Source organism: Deltaproteobacteria bacterium, from assembly GCA_016874735.1.
Classification (GTDB): Bacteria; Bdellovibrionota_B; Oligoflexia; order Oligoflexales; family CAIYRB01; genus CAIYRB01.
This window is the reverse complement of sequence record VGTI01000057.1, coordinates 1-19,027: the sequence shown is the minus strand read 5'-3', so window position 1 is coordinate 19,027 and position 19,027 is coordinate 1. Positions and strand designations below refer to the sequence as shown.

Sequence of the window (19,027 nt, the reverse complement as noted above, 5' to 3'; positions counted from 1 at the left end):
CACCCACTCTGTGCCGCTATAGGTCAGCACCTGGCCTGGTTGCGGCGCGGTAGTAGATACCGTTTGTCCCTGGATGCTGCTGGCTGTTGCCGCGGCGGGAGTGCCCCAGACAAGTTCACCGCTGGAGTTTTTTGTAAGAAACTGGTTCGCAGCCGGCGGAGATTTCAGGGCCAGTCCCAGCGTGCCGTCGCTACCAAATGAGAGCGTCTTCCCGTCAACTGGTACCCGCAAAGCCAAAGGCACGTAGCTATACTTCTGGCGCGGATAAGTTTTGCCGCCTGCGGTGATCTCAATAAAAACTGGCTCAGAGCCATCGCCAAATATGGCCTCGACCTGAGAAGACATGAGATTGATATTAAGACTTATGACGCCGTTAGTGGGAAATACCCCAGTGTAAGGGTAGTTCTGGCCTAGTTGAGTGCCACCTGTTTCAGCCGTGTAAAACCTCACATCGATGTCGAGAGGCCCATCTATAGGCGAACCGTTAGCATTCGTCAGTCGTGCCGCGTAGACGAGAGGAAAGTAAGAAGCCGCGGCTACGGACTCATGGGTAAAAAGTAAACCTAACATCAGCAAGGCAACTTCAAGACCGTTGCATCGCCGATGTAGTAGTCCTTGTTTTCCCTTTGCTCTGCCCATGGTTCCTGGCCCTGCCACATCGTAGACATCAGTTCTGTGTGGCTAAGTTAGGTTATCGGAACCGAAGGGTGAAACTTGAGGTTTAAAAATTGAGCACTTATAGGGTCAAAGTTACGTGAAGTTAGGACCTAGTGTCAGGTTTTTTTACACCGCAGGTCGCGGGGACGGCGGGAAGAAAACGAGAGATCTGCGTCGGCGGACGACACTTGCCAGTTATCACTTGCAGCTGCATCCTCACTTGGCACTACGACTAAAACTCCCGCCCAAGCCCAACTCTTTAGCTCTGGCTGTCGCAAATTTGTAAGCTGATCCACTTAACTGTTGGTCGAAGAGGTTTTTTTGTGGGATATCAGGGTGTTAGATTAGAGCTTCCAAACTAAGGTCCAAATTTTCCAATTTAGCTGCTAATTCCGCACTCTTGTAGATGGACACCAATAATTAAGTGAATCAGTTCATAAAGTTTTCCGCTCTTTAAGCCGATAAGTATATAGAGTATACTCTTTGTACTTATAGTCTCAAGGAGGCGCAAATATGGCTCAGCTCAACGTTTATGTCCCTGATGACTTAGAGGACAAGATCCGTAAGGAGGCTGTGCGCCGTGGCCAAAGCGTGTCCGCGTTCGTCGCCGAACTCGTCCGCAAGGAGGTGAGTGTGAGCGAATGGCCACCAGGTTTCTTTGAACTAGCTGGAAGCTGGGTCGGCGACTTTCCTGAGATCGAAGATTTGCCGGCACAGGAACGGGATTGGGGTAACTCATGAGGCGATTGCTAGATACCAATATCTGTATTGCTTATCTGCATCGCAACGATCCGGGCGTTGTACAAAAATTTAAAGATAGTAAGCCTGGGGATTTTTTGCTGTGCAGTGTCGTCAAAGCTGAGCTTATTTGTGGCGCGCGACGTAGCCAACGTGTGAGTGAAAATATGCATCGTTTGAGTGCCTTTTTCGCGAACTTCGAAAGCCTATCCTTTGATGATAAGGCCGCCGAATTTTATGGCGTCAACCGCGCCCTTCTCAGCAAAAACGGAACGCTGATTGGGAGTAATGACTTACTTATTGTTAGTGTCGCGCTGGCGCATGATCTGACCGTCGTCACTCGCAATACGGACGAGTTTATGCGCGTACCTGGCCTTAAAATTGAGGTTTGGTAAATGGGAGTTCCCATGTCATCTGTGAGGCCAGCCTGTCAGGTACCTTGAAGGCCACGTAGTTTATATTGGCTTTGTTACCCAGAATTAAGTTGTTGGCGCTAGTGCCGTTGCCCTGGACTGTGACGTTTCCTTGAGATTCTATAGTGGATACCGTGAGTGCCCCGGTAGTTGCAGCACCAGTCGTATTGATGGTGGTGGAGGGACCTATGCTCGAAGCTCCTTTGATTGTCGCTCCGGTCAGAGTCTTGTTGCTTAATGTCTCCGTCGCGTCGCGAGTGACTACGACACCAGAGGTCAAGAATGTGGCTGCAGAGTTGACTCGGTACCTCCGTTAATCAGAGCTATCACTTGCGGCTGCATCCTCACTTATCACTGCGACTAAAACTCCCGCCCAAGCGCAACTCTGTAGCTCGGGCTGTCGGAGCTTTACAAAGATCAGGACCGCTCTCGCAGTCACCCAAACGAAGGCGCTCATCTTCGATCTTCCAGATGGTGTATTCCTGCAATGATGGTGCGCAGGCCAAAAAATCCACCGGCACGTCGACTTTAAGCGCCGCCAAGACGGCGCGGCATTTGACGTCGGGTACCTCCGCAAGGTCGGCCTGCATCGACTGAATAGTGGATGCGGCACTGACCGTCGCTTGGACCGCGGTCCTCTTGATATCGACCTCTTGAGCACCTATCAGATCTTTCCGGGGCGCGCCAAACGTGATTTTGCCGGTGGACTTCGTCATCACTTCTGCCACGTCACAGTTGGCGTCGCGGAAGAGTTGCACTGTGCTAAAAACATCTGACCCCGATACATGATAGACAACGCGCTGCGACCCACCGTCGGCAAAACCCGAAGCGTCACAACCTGAGTCCCAGGTGCCCTGAAAATCTTGCGCTGACGTGGCGCCTTTGACAGTCTGGTTCAATGCGCTACCTCCCGGCGTTGCAGGAAGCGCTGACTTAGCGGTGCTGTCGGCCTTCGACTGATCCTTCCCACATCCAGCTGCCGCGCCCAAGATCACAAATGCTCCGATAAGTAGCGTACGGGCCATCGTTTTTTGCTCCCATGTGACATCCGGCGAGGGCCAAGATTATTGCGTGATTCGTTCGTCTATTATTCAGTTCATAGGTCTTATCGGCATTCTGGTATTCAAACTTTAGATAAATCTGAATTAAGCTGATCCACTTAATTGTTGGTTGAGGCGGTTTTTTTTAGGTATATTAGGGTGTTAGATTAGAGCTAACGAACTTAAGTCCAGATTTTCCAATTTATTTCGTAATTCTGGCCTCTTGCAGCTAGACGCCAACAATTAAGTGGATCAGTTTATGAGGATATCCCCGCTCAATATCGGCCGGTTAGCGATTCATGTGGGAGTCACCTTCCTTCTGGTCTACCTAGCCTACGTGCCCGAGATCGTGATGAGCGAGGGCCTTCACGACAAGGCCGAGCTCTTTGCCAAGGCGGCGGGTGCAGAGTTCACCACGAGGATGCGCAGCATCTCTGAGGCAAAAGAGATCGGTGGCTTGCTCGGTATGATCGATACTCTTACGGGCCACGAAAACGGGCTGGAGGGACTGGTTACATCGACGGTGCGCGCCCTAATTGACTCAAAGCTACCGCCGCGGATGGCGCTCTCGAGTGACAAGGTCCTGAGGTGGGCAAGCTTCGGCGCGCTGATTGTTGCCTTGGCTAGTACCCTATCAGTCTTGCTATGGACCAAAATTGGATCGCGCAACATCCGTGGATGGCTCGGCGCGGCCTTGGCTATACCCCTTGTGGTTGTAGTCCTATGGGTCACCGAGGCAGCAGCTTCAGTTGGAGGAAGCACGTTCGACACCTGGAACGTCGCCATCTACGGTGCATCCGTCGCCATCATCATGTCCGTTGCTCTGATCGGGCGCCCGTTACCCAATTTATTGGCAGGAGCGTTGGGTCTCCTCATTTATGCCGGCGTTGGTATTACCCTGTCTGGGCAACTACCAGGCGCCCACAACCAAACGTTGGCCGCAGCGGCATCGCTAAGCGACATCAGGGGCAACCTGATCGATCCTAAAATGGCAGAGCTTGGCAAGATTCCCATTGCTGGGCCACTCATGGTCGACTTCGTCAATCAGTTTTGGCAGTCACCGGAGCACAAGCAGGAGATCGAGCAGCTAAAGCAGCATACAGACGTAGCGGCTCAGAACCTGCGAGCCCTCGGTATCACCGAGATTGCGGCCGGCTGGCTTGAAGTGCTGTTCATTTGCATCATGCTCAACCTCGCGCTGGGTGCCATATCGCGCGATATGTCGCTACTGCGGAGCGCCCAAGCAGCGGCCGCAGCGGCGCTAACTGGGCCCGATACGCCTTAGGCTGGCACCTTCCAGGTCGCTTCGATCTCCTCGAGCGTCTTACCCTTGGTCTCTGGCATCATCTTCCATACGAAGATGAAACTCATAAGACTGAAAACAGCATAGATGCCAAAGGTCAGACCTGGACCCACGCTCGGGCTGTCGTTGAGCATGGGAAAGGTCTGCGCGACGACAAAGCAGGATGCCCAATTGCTGAATGTTGCCACGGCCATAGCGCGGCCGCGCACTTGCGCAGGGAAGATTTCGGCACAGAAGAGCCAAGAGATGGGTCCCATCGCCATCGCAAACGCACTGATGAAAGTAATGACGCCAATCAACAGACCTGGCCCACTTTGGCCCGTGTAGAACATCCAGCCCATCGATGCTAGAGCCACGGACTGGACCGCTGTCCCGATGAGCATAAGAGGGCGACGGCCTGCTTTATCCACATAGGCAATGGCAACTAAGGTAAAGAGCAGATTCACCAAGCCGACCCACGCCGACCCGTTAAATGCCGCCGTTTGATCCGCGCCGGAAGACGCGAAAATTTTCGTCGAATAGTAGATCACAGCGTTGATGCCGCAGAACTGCTGGAATAGCATCACCAAAACAGCAACCGTCAGCGGACGGCGGTAACGCTTGCTGAAGACGTCTTTAAAAGTACTGGACCTCTTGTTATTCGCGATCACCTTCTCGACTTCTCTGATCTCAAATTCAGCGTGGTCAGACCCACCGATCCGCTGCAGGATACTGCGGGCTTCGTTGACCAACCCGACCTGGATCAGCCAACGCGGGCTCTCGGGCGCGGGAAAAAGAAATACCAGAAGCAAGATCGCCGGGACGACCTCGGCCGCCAGCATCCAGCGCCAGCCAGTGCTCGTGTTCCAAGCCGCATCACCGGCACCTTGGATCCGGAGATTGATGAAGAGCGTAAGGAAGATACCCGTCACGATCCCGAGCTGAAAGAGGGCACCCAAGCGGCCCCGCCAGTTCTCCGGAGCAAGCTCGGCAATGTAAATCGGGCAGACCATCGAGGCCGCTCCAATGCCAAGTCCACTTATGAAGCGCGCAACTAAAAACTGAAAAAAGCTCTCCGGAACGGCCGAGAATATACCCGACAGCGCAAATAGAATCGCGCAGACGAACAGCGTCTTCTTCCGCCCGTAGCGGTCACTCAGCCCGCCGGCGAACATGGCGCCAGGGATACAGCCAAGCACGGCACTGGCTGCCGCAAAACCCTCGTTCAGTGGATCCAGGGCGAAGTGTGCGCGCAAAAATTGGTTGGCACCGTTGATGACGGCGGTGTCGTATCCAAATAAGAATCCGCCTAACGCAGCAACACAGGTTGCCAGAAGGAGCGGTCCTTTCATCGCGACTTTAGGGTGAACGCCTGAATTTACCATAGATCTACCCGCGGTCGGAGCAAATGAAGCCATGATCGTGTTTAGTCCCATGTCGGTTTACGATTAAATCCCGGGGACCTTTTACCATCATGAGAACAGTTTTAGGAAGCGGATTTTTTTACCTAATCTTGCCCTGCCGTCTTGGCCTGATCGGATGGCGGTCGGGTTCAAGTTTCTGCCTCCAAATCGCATCCCTTAGCATTGTACTCTGGATAGTCCTCAGCTGCACCTCCGTCGAAGGCCACCGACGTGCCGGAATCCACTGAGTTATCTCCGAAAGTGATGACAAAGGTTTTGCCCGGCGTGCTGGCCCCGGCAGCGAAAACTTTGCCAATCATTTTGCCAGATACCGGCTGGCAGCGGTCCTCATTCGTGGCACTGAAATCGTACACCAGGGAGTCAAAGGTGGTCTGAACCGTACTGCCGTCACTTTGAGTCGATGATAAAGTACCGGATTTAATAGTCTTCTGAATAAGACTCCGATCGGCAAGGCTCCGCTCGACACGCACAAGCAAGGGAGCATCCGTCAGGGTCTTCACTTCGCTCTGCAAGGTGGCCTTGGCTCCGTCCTCGCCCGTCCGAGACCCGCTCCGGGTCACGGCGACGGCTATGGATTTGTTGCGAACGATAGCAGTTGCATCAGTCACCGCCGACCAGGTGATGGTCCGGGTGCCCTTGATGCTCACGTTGCTAGCTGTCTGGAGGGCGCGGCGCGGGGTCCTGACCGAGCGGGTAAAAACCCGGGACTTATCGACGCTGACTTGTGTCACCAGACCGGTGGTCAGGGATTGATCCTGCCAGGTGATCTTGGCAGCGGTCCCTGCGGCGTTGCACGCCAAAGTTTGGCCAGCTGGCGGCATCCAGGTTCTAGTTTCTTTGCCACTCGCGGTTATGGTTAGTGTTGCGGTGATGTTGGCTCGCTTGACCGTGCGCTCGCTCGTACCCGCGAACGTGACTGCGACGACCGCTTTCCCATCGGCAGCCACGCAGTTCTTGGCACGCGTGAAGGACCGGGCATCCGCCCCAAGTAGGTCAATTCCCGATCCGCTCGCGTCATCGTTGATGGCATCTGTGGCATCATCGGCCAGTTCAAACGCCAAGGTTCCGACGGTCACGTTACTGGGGGTCCCAGTGCTAGCAGTGCCGGTTGTGGTTTCCTTGCGCTCTTCCGTCGCGCGGCCGCAGCTGATTAGGAGCAGAAGCGTGCAACAGGTGGCATAGGCCGTTCGCATGATAAGACCCCTATTTTGCGGTATCTAGTCTCGTTGAAGCGATGTCAATTTGCCTCTGATTGTAACTCATACACCAGTCGTAAACAAAAACTCTCTTGACACGACCCAAGCATTAAGTCAGCCTTGCACTGTCAAGAGCATGTATCGTTTAGCGGAGTGGCTTTATGGATAGAGCATTCACACAGCGCGAGAGTCTCAACTCTCAGTGGGCCGCGCCCACTGCAATCTCCAGCACCGCTACCTCCTCCCTTTGCCTCTCTGCTTGCCTCTGCTGTTGTTGTTGATCCCCACAACAACCCGGAATCTCTCTTAACAATTTGATTCACCATCGGACTCCCTAGAGTCGGCACGTAGCGTTCCAGTGTCCACACTGGTTCTAGCCGTTAAAGCCTCACTCCTAGCGTCCATCGATGATGCGAGTTTCCTCCATGAAACTGTTGCGCTTATCGCGCTCGTTATTGGCGTTTGCTATGTATCTGGCGTCGAATTTAGCCTACGCCGGCAGCATACCTAAACAAGTCACCGAACTCCTCCACGTCTCGTACGACCCAACGCGCGAGCTCCTACGCGAGATTAATGAGGCCTTTGCGGCGCATTGGCGCAAAAAATACGGTGGCAAAGTGACCGTGCTGCAGTCCCACGGAGCCTCGGGCAGCCAGGCCAGAGCTATCGCTGAGGGACTGCGTGCGGATGTCGCATCGCTAGCATTTCCTCTGGATATGGAATTTTTGGTGCAGAAGAAATTGCTGCGACCCGACTGGCGCTCTCAGCTGCCGCGCGAGAGCTCGCCTTTTTCGTCCACCGTGGTGTTTCTTGTCCGCTCGGGTAACCCTAAACAAATCTTCGATTGGCGTGATCTGGCTCGAAGCGACGTCACCGTTGTAACAGCAAACCCTAAAACATCGGGCGGAGCGCGTTGGAACTACCTGGCGGCTTGGGGCTCAGAACTCATCCGTAGCGGCGGCGACGAGGCAAGTGCCCGCAATCTTGTTCGTGCCATTTACAAAAACGTACGGATTCTCGATACCGCAGCGCGTGGGTCCACCACAACGTTTGCCGCTCGTGGGCACGGTGACGTGCTGATCACCTGGGAGTCTGAAGCGCATCTGGTGCAACGCGAATTTGGCGCCGGCGCCTTCGAGATTGTACTGCCACCGCGCTCTATCAAGGCCGAACCTGTCTTTGCGGTTATCGACCGCACCGTCGATGTCAAGGGTAGTCGCCAGGCGGCTGAGGAATATGTGCGCTTTTTCTACACAGTCGCAGGGCAGCGCTTGGCGGCTAAACATTATTTTCGCTCCGCTTTCAGTTCAGAGGCGACCCTTGCGTCCTTGGAACTCTTTACCCTGGGTGCCGTATTTGGCGACGCAGCAGCCACGCAGCAACGTCACTTCAGCGATGACGGTATTTTCGATCAGCTTCTCAGCAGCGGCAGCCTAAAAGGCTAAGGACAGTATGTCATGACCAGTATTGCCATCAAATCTGAAGCAAAAAGGCAAGCTCCAGCGCTACCGGGCCAGGTGCCGACCACTTTAGGCGCGACGCTTTATCTAGGCCTGGTTGTGTTGCTCCCTGTGGTAGCCCTCGTCACCGCAGCCCATGGCGTCGCTGCAAACGTATGGGTCAAAGTACTCACGTCGTCCCGCATAGTCGCGGCCATACGGGTGAGTGTTAGCACCAGTTTAGTTGCAGCGGCGATCACCACGGTGCTGGGATTGCTCCTCGCCTGGGTCATAGAGCGCTACAGCTTTACTGGTCGCCGTGTCCTCGATGCCCTGCTTGATATACCACTGGCACTGCCCACAGCTGTTGCCGGTCTCGCCCTGGCTGCTCTTTACGCAGAAGGTGGTCCCCATGCATGGCTAGGCAGGCCTCTCGCCGCTTGCGGCATCCAGGTAGCCTACACGCCACTGGGGATCATCGTCGCCCAAGTATTCGTCACTCTCCCCCTACAGGCGCGCATCTTACAGCCGGTACTCCGACAATTTGAACCATCAGTCGAAGCTGCCGCAGTGACTCTGGGTGCCGCACCCTGGCAGCGATTTTGGCGTCTATTCATCCCCCACCTCACCCCAGCACTGGTTGCCGGGTTTACGCAGGCATTCGCTCGTGCCTTGGGGGAATACGGAGCAGTTATTTTCATTGCCGGTAATTTGCCTTCCTACTCAGAAATCATGCCGCTCATGATTGCCACCAAATTAGAACAATTTGATTACGCAGGGGCCACAGCTCTCGCCCTCATCATGCTTGCAGTGTCGCTTGCAACTTTATTCATCCTCAACTTCTACGCGAGGAAGTTGGGTAGTCGTTACAAAGGGGGTCTCCAGTGAAAAGTGATACGAGCCTTAGAGTCACACCGGAAATGGCGGCACAGATTTTTATCGCCGACCGCAGAGCTCAAGCTAGGCACTCGGGGCAATTGCTACGTCGTAGCCTGATCGGACTGGCTGCAGTGACGGTTGGTGTGACCCTGTTGCTGCCTGTTTTAGTCATCTTCAATGCGGCTTTGAGTCACGGATTGGGTGTCTATCTTACGAGTATTTTCGCAGCTGAAACCTGGCAAGCAATCAAGCTAACGTTGTTTACTATCGCGTTAGTGGTTCCCCTCAATACAGCATGCGCCTTGGCCCTTGCCTGGGCCGTCAGCAAGACGCGGGTCAAAGGCAGCACCTGGCTCCTCGTCGTCACTGATCTACCACTTACTGTTTCGCCTGTAGTGACTGGTCTTATGCTGATACTGCTCTACGGCCAGCGCGGATGGCTAGCAACGCAACTCCACGCTCATGGGATAGACATCGCCATCGTCTACGCCGTCCCCGCAGTGGTGCTGGCAACACTCTTTGTCACCGTGCCCTATGTAGCGAGACAGATTCTGCCGCAGCTCGAAGACGCGGGTACCGAGGCCGAGGAGGCTGCCGCCACCCTCGGGGCCAGTGGCTGGTCGATTTTTAGACGCGTGACCCTACCCAGCATCAAGCTGAGCCTGGTGCAGGGAGTCATCCTGGCGGCCGCCCGCGCGGCTGGCGAGTTTGGGGCTGTCTCCATGATCTCTGGCCATATCCGCGGCCTCACCACCACCCTCCCGCAGCAGGTGGAAATCCTCTACAACGAGTACGGCTTCACGGCGGCCTACAGCGTCGCCTCTATCCTCACGCTTTTTGCCGTCCTATCACTCGGCGTCAAGGCCTACTTCACCAGCAGTCTCATATCCGCCCCTGTGCCTCAAGCAATCAACGTGGACGATCAATCAGCTAAAGGGAGAGGATAATGACACTCACTGCTCATAACATCAGCAAACACTACGGTGACCAACAGGTCCTAAACAACGTCTCGTTCCATGTGCAGGACGGTGAGCTACTCACGCTGCTGGGTCCCTCCGGATGCGGCAAAAGTACCATGCTACGCATCATCGCCGGCCTCGAGCCCGCCTCCGGCGGTCACATCAGCCTAAACGGTGAGGATTTGAGCCAGGTCCCTGCGGCCAAACGTCAGATTGGCTTCGTCTTTCAAAACTATGCGCTCTTTAGGCACATGAGCGTCGCGGACAATATAGCCTTTGGACTCACTGTGCAGCCGCGCAGCCGACGTCCTAGTCGCGCAGAAATTGCTGCGACTGTCGCACAACTTCTAGACACCATGCACCTCAGTGACCACGGGCACCGATTTCCTGATCAATTATCCGGGGGACAAAAGCAGCGCGTAGCCGTGGCGCGCGCCCTGGCCATCAAACCTAAGCTGCTACTTCTAGATGAGCCCTTTTCCGCGCTCGACACTGCGGTCCGCCTGGACCTGCGCCAGCGCCTAAAATCTATACAGAGAGACCTAGGGATCACCTGCGTCCTCGTCACCCATGATCACGATGAGGCCAAGGAACTATCCGAGCGCGTGGTCATCATGAAGGCTGGCCAGATTGAGGAGGTAGGCAAGCCTCACGAAATTTTAAATCGTCGCATCTTACCCCCCAACTTTAAGAGGAGAGCAGTTCATGCATCCCTATCCACACATTACTCCGTTTAGGCGTCGCGCTGCTAGCGACAGCAAACCAGGCCAGGTGGCCCTGGTAGGGGCAGGCTCAAGCTCTAGCGGTCTAGACCAGCTGACGATCGGGGCTCTGAGAGCCATCGCCGCGGCTGATGTCGTATTCTACGATGCCTTGATCGCTGACCAAGTCTTGGCCTTGATACCGAAGTCGGCCATCGCCATTTACACGGGTAAACGCTGCGGCCAACATGCGCTAAAGCAAGAGGAAATCAACGCACTACTAGTACATTGGGCGCGGCTTGGCTTCGCTGTCGTACGCCTGAAGGCAGGCGATCCCTTTATCTTTGGCAGGGGCAGCGAGGAGATCGAGGCGCTACGTCAAGCCGGCATCGCCTACCGTGTGGTAGCGGGCGTCAGCGCTCTCAATGCGGTTGCTGCCAACTTCACGCTGCCGTTGACCATGCGGGGCGCCGGCAATGAATTCCGTGCCATCCAGGGCCATCACCTGCCGCAAGACGCCGGCTACTGGCACGATCTTGCGCGGTACAACGGCACGGTGATCATCTTTATGGGCTCAGAAAAATGGCAGGAGATCGCCCAGCGTCTCGTCATTCACGGCAAGGACGGGACGACACCATTTGCGATGATTGAAACTGCCAGCGATGGACACCAGGTCGTTCAACGAGGGACTTTGGCAGAGGCGCAAACGGCGCGGTTTCGTCGCCAAACGGACGGACCAGCCATCATTTATTTTGGTCACAATGTTGCCTTTATGGATGCTGCACCCAGCGGCGATACCACTCACGACCGTTTCACCCTAAACGAGTTACACCTGCAAAAGGAGACTGCCCATGGCGTCGTTACTGCCCATTTTTCTTGATTTAAAGAACCAGCCTATTTTGCTAATCGGCGGCAAAAACAGCGCCGCCGAGAAGTTACACAAACTTCTAGCAACAGAGGCCCAGATCACCCTGGTGGCGCGCAGCCTCAGTGATGAAGTGCGTGACCTAGCTGCTGCTCATGAGCGCGTTCAGGTCATCAGTCGCTCTTGGCAACTTGACGACCTGCGCGAGCAGCGGCTGGTCGTCTCAGCGGTCGATCACTTTAAAGAACATCAAAAAATCGCCGCCGCTGCAAGGTCGCTGGGCATCTTGGTCAATACCGTCGACTCACCAGCCACTACCGATTGCTATTTTGGCGCCCAAGTCGAGCGAGGCCCACTACTCATTGCGATATCAACGCACGGACGTTTTCCTGGACTCGCAAGAGCGCTCAAAATCTGGATCAACGATCTCCTACCAGAATCCATCAGCGGTGACATCGAGCAGCTTGCTGGCCTCCGCGACCGTGCCAAGTCGGTGGTTCCAGAAACGACGGCAAGGATGGCAGCACTGCGGGAGCAGCTAGATACCTGGCTAGGACGACAAGCAAAACCAGTAGCTAATTAGCTTGAAAAAAGGACAAAAAATGACGACTACAGAAATCACAAAACCAGAATTACATAAAACCGAAAAAACCAAGGCCGAACTACTTAAAGTAGAATCCCGTGGCCTACGGGGCAATCTCGCAGCGGATCTCGTCAGTGACGAGTCTCGCTTCGGCAGTGTGTCTGAGACCTTGCTTAAATTCCACGGCATATACCAGCAAAAAGACCGCGATCGTCGCAAACCCGGAGAACCCAGCACTGGCGGAAAACCCTTTACGCTGATGGTCCGCGGCCGGATCCCCGGAGGTCGCCTCACGGCAGCGCAGTGGCTAAACTGGGACGAGATTGCTGACAAATACTCATCGGGAGGTCTCAGGCTCACGACACGGCAGAGCTTGCAACTGCACGGCATCCTGAAGTCCAACCTTAAGGCGACGATCAAGGAAATAAACGACGCCTTGGTGACAACAACAGGTGCATGCGGCGACGTCGTTCGCAACGTTACGCAAGCAGTCAACCCATGGGGTGATCCCAAGCTGGCGCAACTGGACAAACTCACAGACTTGATTTCAAAGCATTTCGAGGCGAGTTCTTCGGCCTATTTCGAGATTTTTCTAGATGGCCAGGCTGTAGCAGAGGAAAAGGCGGACCCCATCTACGGCACAGCCTACCTGCCACGCAAGTTCAAGATTGGCATCACGGCCGCGGGCAACAATAGTATCGATATCTTGGCCCAGGATTTAGGCCTGGCCGCAACCTATGACCGTAGTGGCCTCATAGATGGCTATTTCGTCTTTGTGGGTGGCGGCATGGGGATGTCCCATAGTAATCCCGATACTCATCCGCGCCTGGCATCCAATCTAGGTTGGGTACCTGCCGCTAAAGTTTTACAAACAACAGAAGCAGTGGTCACCGTGCAGCGTGACTACGGCAATAGGGAGGACCGCAATTTCGCGCGGCTTAAATACCTTCTCGATAAAAATGGTGTGCCTTGGTTTCGCGACGAGGTCACCAAAAGAGCTGGCGTCAACTTTGAGGACCGCCCACTACCAGCGTGGCAAACACCCAACTATTTAGGATGGCATAGTCACCGTGACGGTACTCTGACGCTTGGGTTTCACTTACTCTCAGGCCGTATCGTCGACACTCCGAATCGGCCACTCAAAGCGGCTCTACGTCACATCATCGAAAACTACCACTTACCCATTCAGATGACACCGGACCAAGATCTTATTTTGTTTGGCATCCAGCCTAGCGACAAAAACGCGATAGAGAGTTACCTGGATGCGCACGGCATTAGCCCCTTAAGCCCGCGCCAACTCTTTGATCGCGCCCTCACCTGTGTGGCTCTGCCGACCTGCAGTAAAGCCTTGGCCGAGGGTGAGCGCATAGGACAAGAGGTATTCAGTGCCTTGCAGGACGTACTAGACCGCCTAAATCTTAGTGAGCGAGCGCCCACGGTGCGGATCACCGGCTGCCCTAATGGTTGTGCGCGCCCTTACACGGCAGAACTAGGCCTGGTGGGTCAGTTGCCCGGACACTACGCTGTATTCCTCGGTGGCGATAGCGAGGGGCAAAGGCTGGCGACCAAGATCAAAGACAAGGTGCCATTAGCAGAGATCGGCGGCCTATTCTATCGGCTTGCCAGTATTTGGGCCGCACAAGGGGAGCGCGGGGAACGCCTCGGTGACTTCTCCGTGCGCTACGGGCTTGACCGCCTGGGTGCTGCACTATGAGTGCCTTAACTGAGGCGATTTTACATGCCGATATCCAGAAGCTAAATCAAGATTACGGCCATTGGGATTCAACTTCCATTGCGGGGGGCGTAGTCGCGGCGCTCAACCATAAAACCGTCAGCGACAAGCTTGGCGTCGATAAACTGATATTTGCTAGTAGTTTTGGCCTCGAAGATGTGGCCCTACAACACATACTGATGCCATGGATGGCACATATCGATGTCGTGGTTCTCGATACTGGGCGTTTACCGGAGGCAACCTTCGACGTCATGGAGCGATGGCGCGCGCAATTTGGACTCAAGATTCGGGTCGAGCGACCGGTGAGGCAAGACGTCGCCAGCTGGGTGGAGGCCCATGGTGTTGATGCCTTCTACGACAGCGTCGAGCGGCGTCTGGAGTGCTGCCAGCTGCGCAAAATACTGCCGCTAGAGCGGGCACTGGCCGGTAAAAGGGCCTGGTTTACTGGGCTAAGACGCGGCCAATCAATGGCGCGGCAAGAGGTTCAGGTTTTTGACCTCGATCCCGCGGGGCGACTCAAGGTAAGCCCGCTCGCCCACTGGTCCCTCCAAGATACGTGGTATTACGTCAAAAAACACCGCCTCCCCTACAATCGACTTCATGACGAGGGCTTTCCCAGCATCGGTTGTGAGCCGTGTACGCGCGCCGTGTTACCGGGCGAGGACATCCGCGCCGGGCGCTGGTGGTGGGAGCAAGAGAGCAAAAAAGAGTGCGGCCTACACGGGTCTTCGCGCTTAACGGCAAAACACTGGGAGGCTAAAGATGCCCATAAGTCCTGATAGTGACACCTACCTCAGTACTCTCGAGTCGGAGAGTATAGAAATTCTCCGCGAAGTCGCTGCAACGGCAGAGCATCCGGCTATTCTCTATTCAGTAGGCAAAGACTCGAGCGTCCTAGTGCACCTTGCGAGCAAGGCCTTTTACCCAGGACGCGTGCCATTTCCGCTGATTCACGTCGATACGGGATTTAAGTTCCCCGAGATGTACACGTTTCGAGATGAGGCCGCCAAGAGATACGGGCTGGAACTTATCGTCCATAGGAATGAGGATGCGATAGCGCGGGACACCAATCCCTTTAAACTGGGCACTAAAGCTTGCTGCGGACTATTAAAGACCAAAGCCCTACTCGACGTGCTGGCAAAATATCAGATTGATGCCGCCATCGGCGGAGCTCGTCGTGACGAGGAAAGATCTCGCGCCAAAGAGCGTATCTTCTCGTTCCGTGACGCACACGGACAGTGGGATCCGAAGAATCAGCGTCCCGAACTCTGGCACCTTTACAATAGCAGCGTCCGTCCTGGCGAACATATGCGCGTCTTCCCCTTATCAAACTGGACAGAATTCGACATCTGGAACTACATACGTCGCGAAGCGATTCCGATCGTGCCCCTCTACTACGCGGTGCCACGGCCCGTCATTGTGCGCGGCACGCAGCTCATTCCCGTCGATGCTCACTCTCCTCTAAGTACATCAGAAAGCGTCAAGACCGTCATGTGCCGTTTTAGAACTCTAGGCTGCAGTCCATGTACGGGTGCTGTAGCGTCCGAGGCCACTGACATCGAGCAGATCATTGCCGAGCTATTTGCGTCGCGAGTCTCAGAGAGATCAACGCGGATCATTGATCATGATCAAGACGCTTCCATGGAACTCAAGAAACGTGAGGGTTACTTCTGATGAGCGCAATTAAAAAGCCAAAGGCCCTACTCCGCGTCACTACTGCTGGCAGCGTTGACGACGGTAAGTCAACTTTGATTGGGCGCCTACTCTATGAGGCGGATGCCATCCTTGATGATCAGCTGCGGAGTATCGAGCGAGGCGCCAATGGTCCTGATCTGTCACTAGTGACCGATGGTCTTAAGTCCGAGCGTGAGCAAGGCATCACTATCGATGTGGCCTACAAATATTTTGCTTCGGCCAAGACTAAGTTCATACTGGCCGATGCTCCAGGACATCTGCAGTACACGCGTAACATGGTCACTGCTGCCTCTACGGCTGATGTGGGCATTATCCTGGTCGACGCTAGACAAGGCCTGACGGAGCAAACACGGCGGCACGCCTATATCCTGCACTTACTAGGCGTAAGTGACATCATTTTGGCCATCAACAAAGTCGACCTAGTTGGCTACGACCGCGCACGGATCCAGAAGATCAGCGTCGACTTTCGGAGCCTTTCGTGGCATCAAGAATCTTGTAGCGTGCATGTGATACCGATCAGTGCCCTTACGGGTGCCAATGTCACTAAAAGCAGCGCGTATACGCCTTGGTACGATGGACCTCCTCTAGCCACGCTACTCGATGACCTAGCCGCGGCCAAGGCGCGTCACCTAGACGTCCAACCTGGGTTTACCCTCCCACTCCAGCACGTCGTCCGCTCGCGCCATGGCAAACGCATTGCCCTCGGAACGATTGCATCAGGCTCACTGAGACCAGGCGACAGGGTCCGCGTACTACCTACGGGAACTACTAGCAACGTCGCTGCCCTGTGGCGCAATGGCAACGTCACAACTGAAGCCACCACTGGCGACAGTGTCGCCGTATCGCTAAGTGATGAACGCGACCTTGAGCGCGGTTATATTATCACCCCCGAAGATCACCTGTGGCGTCCCACAGGCAGGTTTAAAGCAAACTTAGTTTGGTTTGACGATCAGCCATGGGAGCGCGACAAAAGCTATCTTCTGCGGACTGGAACACAGAGGGCTAGCGCCCAGATCTCCGAGATCGATCACAAATTTGATCTGGCCAGTTTAACCCCGGTCCCGGCGGGTGAACTCAGTGTCAACGACATAGCGACGGTCTCATTAGAATTGAGCAGGGATTTATATGTCAGCGCCTTTAGGGATGATCGTCGCGCTGGATCCTTTATCCTGGTCGATAAAGAGAACTTCCGCACCGTTGCGGCCGGCATGATTACCCAGATTCAGGATAAGGATCTCGATCGCCACAGTAAATCATCTCAGTTTAGCAGCCTAGGACTCACGGCACTGGAGGTGCAAATTTTAGACTCGCTGCGGGAGCAGGGATGGGACGTATCGCTGAGGCGCCGACCAGCTCTTACGGAACATCGGTGATCGGCAGCAGCAGCGGCAGGACGATACGTTGCAGGCGATCGACCACTTGCGTTTCGGTAATCATGCCGAGGGACGCAGACACGGAATAGTATATTTTAAGGGTGGCAGCTGCGTCGTCCCCGCTACCAATTGAACTGGTGACGACGGCGCCCCACCACCAAAGGCCAGCGCCGTCTTGATACTGGCACCAGTGGATGTGACCTGGCTCGCGACCACCGTAGAATTTTGGGATCAGCGGCATCGTGACACTACCCTGGGGCAGATCGGGACGGCATTGATTAAGTTTGATGTTGCCCTCCGCTATGGGCTCACTACCTTGCTCGAAAGCGGCGAAGAGAAGATTCTCAGCCAAAATACCGCCATTGACGCTTAGGGCCAGGTTGACGAAGTTGAGTGGCGGCATCTGCACGGTGTTTAGGGATAGTTCTTCGAGGTTAGGAGTGCCCTCGCAGTAGGGCACCTGATCGGAGGTGAAGACAATTTTTTCGTACGGATGTTGGCAGCTGTTGTTTTGGGTAAACAAGGTATTAATAGGCGCATGGAGCATGGTTATGGTCAGTAGCCTGCCGTTGTAAGTCTTGCTCGTAGCGTAAGTGATCACCCGCGTATCAAAGGGTACCTGCACGGCATAGAAACTGCCGAGCTGCAGACTCCGTCCCGATGCTGCCGTCGGCGGTGAGACTAGAACCGGAGGTAATTCGGTGGCAGATCCGGGGTTGGTCAGCTCTGGCGCGGTCGTGGGTGGCACCGTCAGAGGCACGGAGGGAGGCTCGCCCGTAACTAGGTCTACAGCAAACCTTATCGCCAGCGGCTCAGGGCTGAGCCGTCCATCGGCACTACGCGCCCTTACATTCAGACTGTAGCCGCGCTGGTGGATCAGCCGACCAAAATCGTATACACCGCCGTCCTGGCACGGGACAAAGCGACCGTTGCCGTCGCGTTCACACTCAAAGGTCGCATCCGGCTCGCTACTGGTAAACTTCGCTACAAGCGCATTCGCTTTGACGACCCTAGGGATCTTCAGCCCCTCGGTCAAGGATACTGTGAGGACTTTGCCGGTGGTACCCGCCTGGTCTCGTGCCTGAGCGGGATCGCTCGCTGTATCCGGCAACTGCGAAATCGGAGACCTGGGCTCCGGCTGGGCCGGAGCACGGCGCAGCCCTGTACGCATCTCACAGGCGAGTGCCGTGAGGCTTACACATATCGCAATGGCGAGATTAGCCCGCGGCATGCATCCTCTCACTGAGCCTTGAGCGCACGGTTAGCGCGTTCCAAGGCGTCGACAACCAAAGCCTGAACGGCCTCTAGTTTGAGCGGGCACGTAGCGTCTAGACGTAGCGATTCCTGACTGAGTTCGAGCGACTCGATCGCCATCTCGAAAGTGACCGGACGCACCAAAATTAGAGGGGTGTAGTAAGTAATCTTATCAACAACGCGGTCAGGAGAGGCGTTCATCCTAAAGTTAACTTTGACGTAAACACTAAATCCACGATCGTCAGTTCCCACTACCAAACGCTCGGCCGTATAGGCAGGTGGATCCATGTCGCTCGCATCTTTCACCGTCTCGACATATTTTTTTGAGGCAATCGCCTTGATACCAACGTCTAAATCTTTCTTGAAACCATCGATTAAAGACGCTGAGTCGCTGCTATCGGTCGCGCTTGCCACGTTTGACTTTGAAGTTGTATCACCGCAGGCCGCAAACGAACCAAGGACCAAAACAGCTACCCCTAGAGATTTCATCAGCTTCATAAACAACTCCCGATTAGCAATAGCTCCGAGTAAGCAACAACGCCTGTCGGATCAATCATTGCAAGGAGCGGGCCAGCGCGGGGCGTGGTAAAATATCTTTGTTTATTGATAGTTAAGGAATTTCATGGGGCACTTAGGCGCAGCGCAGGTTGCACTTAGTCCTCACGCGGCTAGAGATTTAACAGGCAAATGACAAAGTGGCTGCTGGCGGCCGATGGGGCGTGGATGGCACACGCACGCCCTTAGTGACACATACCTGAAGAAGCTCTTATCACTTCCACAGGCAAACGCGGTAGTAA

The 19,027-nt window shown here is 54.9% G+C and carries 20 protein-coding genes; 13 read left to right on the top strand and 7 right to left on the bottom strand.

The genetic code is table 11. The features are described from left to right. Positions 1-639: hypothetical protein (locus FJ146_16375; protein ID MBM4253545.1), on the bottom strand; the 639-nt coding region annotated here is incomplete at its 3' end. A gap of 531 nt (positions 640-1,170) precedes the next feature. On the opposite strand from FJ146_16375, the gene FJ146_16370 reads away from it, so the two are divergent. Both FJ146_16370 and FJ146_16365 read left to right on the top strand, forming a co-directional pair. Next, positions 1,171-1,398 carry a CopG family transcriptional regulator gene (locus tag FJ146_16370; GenBank protein MBM4253544.1) on the top strand — a complete coding sequence of 76 codons (228 nt, stop codon included), beginning with the start codon at positions 1,171-1,173 and terminating at the stop codon, positions 1,396-1,398. Further along, on the top strand, positions 1,395-1,790 hold the full coding sequence (locus FJ146_16365; GenBank protein ID MBM4253543.1) for a type II toxin-antitoxin system VapC family toxin: 396 nt from the start codon (positions 1,395-1,397) through the stop codon (positions 1,788-1,790). Before FJ146_16370 ends, FJ146_16365 begins: the two co-directional genes overlap by 4 nt. On the opposite strand, the gene FJ146_16360 is transcribed toward FJ146_16365, so the two are convergent. Both FJ146_16360 and FJ146_16355 read right to left on the bottom strand, forming a co-directional pair. Next, entirely contained in the window at positions 1,771-2,088 is a 318-nt protein-coding gene (locus FJ146_16360) for a hypothetical protein (protein MBM4253542.1), read from the bottom strand. The genes FJ146_16365 and FJ146_16360 overlap by 20 nt on opposite strands. A 64-nt stretch (positions 2,089-2,152) precedes the next feature. Then, a complete protein-coding gene (locus FJ146_16355) occupies positions 2,153-2,833 on the bottom strand; it encodes a hypothetical protein (GenBank protein ID MBM4253541.1) in 681 nt (226 codons plus the stop codon). Positions 2,834-3,107: 274 nt separating this feature from the next. On the opposite strand from FJ146_16355, the gene FJ146_16350 reads away from it, so the two are divergent. Continuing rightward, entirely contained in the window at positions 3,108-4,133 is a 1,026-nt protein-coding gene (locus tag FJ146_16350; protein MBM4253540.1) for a hypothetical protein, read from the top strand. Here the strand turns inward: FJ146_16350 and FJ146_16345 are convergent. Then, a complete protein-coding gene (locus tag FJ146_16345) occupies positions 4,130-5,566 on the bottom strand; it encodes a sugar porter family MFS transporter (protein MBM4253539.1) in 1,437 nt (478 codons plus the stop codon). The two genes, FJ146_16350 and FJ146_16345, sit on opposite strands and share 4 nt — an antisense overlap. A 116-nt stretch (positions 5,567-5,682) precedes the next feature. Further along, positions 5,683-6,747 (bottom strand): hypothetical protein, encoded by a 1,065-nt coding sequence (locus FJ146_16340; GenBank protein ID MBM4253538.1) that lies wholly within the window; start codon positions 6,745-6,747, stop codon positions 5,683-5,685. Positions 6,748-7,217: 470 nt separating this feature from the next. Here FJ146_16340 and FJ146_16335 point away from each other — a divergent pair, with 470 nt between their 5' ends. From FJ146_16335 to FJ146_16290, 10 genes are read left to right on the top strand one after another with little or no spacing between them, the layout of a single operon-like run. Then, entirely contained in the window at positions 7,218-8,195 is a 978-nt protein-coding gene (locus FJ146_16335; protein MBM4253537.1) for a sulfate ABC transporter substrate-binding protein, read from the top strand. Positions 8,196-8,207: 12 nt separating this feature from the next. Next, complete coding sequence (gene cysT / locus FJ146_16330; GenBank protein ID MBM4253536.1) at positions 8,208-9,077, top strand: sulfate ABC transporter permease subunit CysT; 870 nt, start codon at positions 8,208-8,210, stop codon at positions 9,075-9,077. Beyond that, a complete protein-coding gene (locus FJ146_16325; GenBank protein ID MBM4253535.1) occupies positions 9,074-10,015 on the top strand; it encodes a sulfate ABC transporter permease in 942 nt (313 codons plus the stop codon). Before cysT ends, FJ146_16325 begins: the two co-directional genes overlap by 4 nt. Beyond that, positions 10,015-10,764 carry an ATP-binding cassette domain-containing protein gene (locus FJ146_16320; protein MBM4253534.1) on the top strand — a complete coding sequence of 250 codons (750 nt, stop codon included), beginning with the start codon at positions 10,015-10,017 and terminating at the stop codon, positions 10,762-10,764. The genes FJ146_16325 and FJ146_16320 overlap by 1 nt, the downstream gene beginning before the upstream one ends. Continuing rightward, the gene (gene cobA / locus FJ146_16315) at positions 10,733-11,608 is read left to right on the top strand and encodes a uroporphyrinogen-III C-methyltransferase (protein ID MBM4253533.1); all 876 of its coding nucleotides are present in this window, start codon (positions 10,733-10,735) and stop codon (positions 11,606-11,608) included. Before FJ146_16320 ends, cobA begins: the two co-directional genes overlap by 32 nt. Further along, positions 11,580-12,176, top strand: coding sequence for a bifunctional precorrin-2 dehydrogenase/sirohydrochlorin ferrochelatase (locus tag FJ146_16310; GenBank protein ID MBM4253532.1), 597 nt, complete (start codon positions 11,580-11,582; stop codon positions 12,174-12,176). Before cobA ends, FJ146_16310 begins: the two co-directional genes overlap by 29 nt. 19 nt (positions 12,177-12,195) lie before the next feature. Continuing rightward, on the top strand, positions 12,196-13,890 hold the full coding sequence (locus FJ146_16305) for an NADPH-dependent assimilatory sulfite reductase hemoprotein subunit (GenBank protein ID MBM4253531.1): 1,695 nt from the start codon (positions 12,196-12,198) through the stop codon (positions 13,888-13,890). Next, positions 13,887-14,687, top strand: coding sequence for a phosphoadenylyl-sulfate reductase (locus FJ146_16300; GenBank protein ID MBM4253530.1), 801 nt, complete (start codon positions 13,887-13,889; stop codon positions 14,685-14,687). Before FJ146_16305 ends, FJ146_16300 begins: the two co-directional genes overlap by 4 nt. Further along, on the top strand, positions 14,671-15,582 hold the full coding sequence (gene cysD, locus FJ146_16295) for a sulfate adenylyltransferase subunit CysD (protein MBM4253529.1): 912 nt from the start codon (positions 14,671-14,673) through the stop codon (positions 15,580-15,582). The genes FJ146_16300 and cysD overlap by 17 nt, the downstream gene beginning before the upstream one ends. After that, positions 15,582-16,976 carry a sulfate adenylyltransferase gene (locus tag FJ146_16290; GenBank protein MBM4253528.1) on the top strand — a complete coding sequence of 465 codons (1,395 nt, stop codon included), beginning with the start codon at positions 15,582-15,584 and terminating at the stop codon, positions 16,974-16,976. Before cysD ends, FJ146_16290 begins: the two co-directional genes overlap by 1 nt. Here the strand turns inward: FJ146_16290 and FJ146_16285 are convergent. Next, complete coding sequence (locus FJ146_16285; protein ID MBM4253527.1) at positions 16,960-18,207, bottom strand: hypothetical protein; 1,248 nt, start codon at positions 18,205-18,207, stop codon at positions 16,960-16,962. The two genes, FJ146_16290 and FJ146_16285, sit on opposite strands and share 17 nt — an antisense overlap. 8 nt (positions 18,208-18,215) lie before the next feature. Next, on the bottom strand, positions 18,216-18,728 hold the full coding sequence (locus tag FJ146_16280; GenBank protein ID MBM4253526.1) for a hypothetical protein: 513 nt from the start codon (positions 18,726-18,728) through the stop codon (positions 18,216-18,218). Positions 18,729-19,027: the final 299 nt, after the last annotated feature.

Bases quoted from the DNA above. Each gene is read 5' to 3' on its own strand.
- FJ146_16370 (MBM4253544.1), top strand. From the start codon at position 1,171: ATGGCTCAGCTCAACGTTTATGTCCCTGATGACTTAGAGGACAAGATC.
- FJ146_16365 (MBM4253543.1), top strand. From the start codon at position 1,395: ATGAGGCGATTGCTAGATACCAATATCTGTATTGCTTATCTGCATCGC.
- FJ146_16355 (MBM4253541.1), bottom strand. From the start codon at position 2,833: ATGGCCCGTACGCTACTTATCGGAGCATTTGTGATCTTGGGCGCGGCA.
- FJ146_16350 (MBM4253540.1), top strand. From the start codon at position 3,108: ATGAGGATATCCCCGCTCAATATCGGCCGGTTAGCGATTCATGTGGGA.
- FJ146_16345 (MBM4253539.1), bottom strand. From the start codon at position 5,566: ATGGGACTAAACACGATCATGGCTTCATTTGCTCCGACCGCGGGTAGA.
- FJ146_16340 (MBM4253538.1), bottom strand. From the start codon at position 6,747: ATGCGAACGGCCTATGCCACCTGTTGCACGCTTCTGCTCCTAATCAGC.
- FJ146_16335 (MBM4253537.1), top strand. From the start codon at position 7,218: ATGTATCTGGCGTCGAATTTAGCCTACGCCGGCAGCATACCTAAACAA.
- cysT (MBM4253536.1), top strand. From the start codon at position 8,208: ATGACCAGTATTGCCATCAAATCTGAAGCAAAAAGGCAAGCTCCAGCG.
- FJ146_16320 (MBM4253534.1), top strand. From the start codon at position 10,015: ATGACACTCACTGCTCATAACATCAGCAAACACTACGGTGACCAACAG.
- cobA (MBM4253533.1), top strand. From the start codon at position 10,733: ATGCATCCCTATCCACACATTACTCCGTTTAGGCGTCGCGCTGCTAGC.
- FJ146_16310 (MBM4253532.1), top strand. From the start codon at position 11,580: ATGGCGTCGTTACTGCCCATTTTTCTTGATTTAAAGAACCAGCCTATT.
- FJ146_16305 (MBM4253531.1), top strand. From the start codon at position 12,196: ATGACGACTACAGAAATCACAAAACCAGAATTACATAAAACCGAAAAA.
- FJ146_16300 (MBM4253530.1), top strand. From the start codon at position 13,887: ATGAGTGCCTTAACTGAGGCGATTTTACATGCCGATATCCAGAAGCTA.
- cysD (MBM4253529.1), top strand. From the start codon at position 14,671: ATGCCCATAAGTCCTGATAGTGACACCTACCTCAGTACTCTCGAGTCG.
- FJ146_16290 (MBM4253528.1), top strand. From the start codon at position 15,582: ATGAGCGCAATTAAAAAGCCAAAGGCCCTACTCCGCGTCACTACTGCT.
- FJ146_16285 (MBM4253527.1), bottom strand. From the start codon at position 18,207: ATGCCGCGGGCTAATCTCGCCATTGCGATATGTGTAAGCCTCACGGCA.
- FJ146_16280 (MBM4253526.1), bottom strand. From the start codon at position 18,728: ATGAAGCTGATGAAATCTCTAGGGGTAGCTGTTTTGGTCCTTGGTTCG.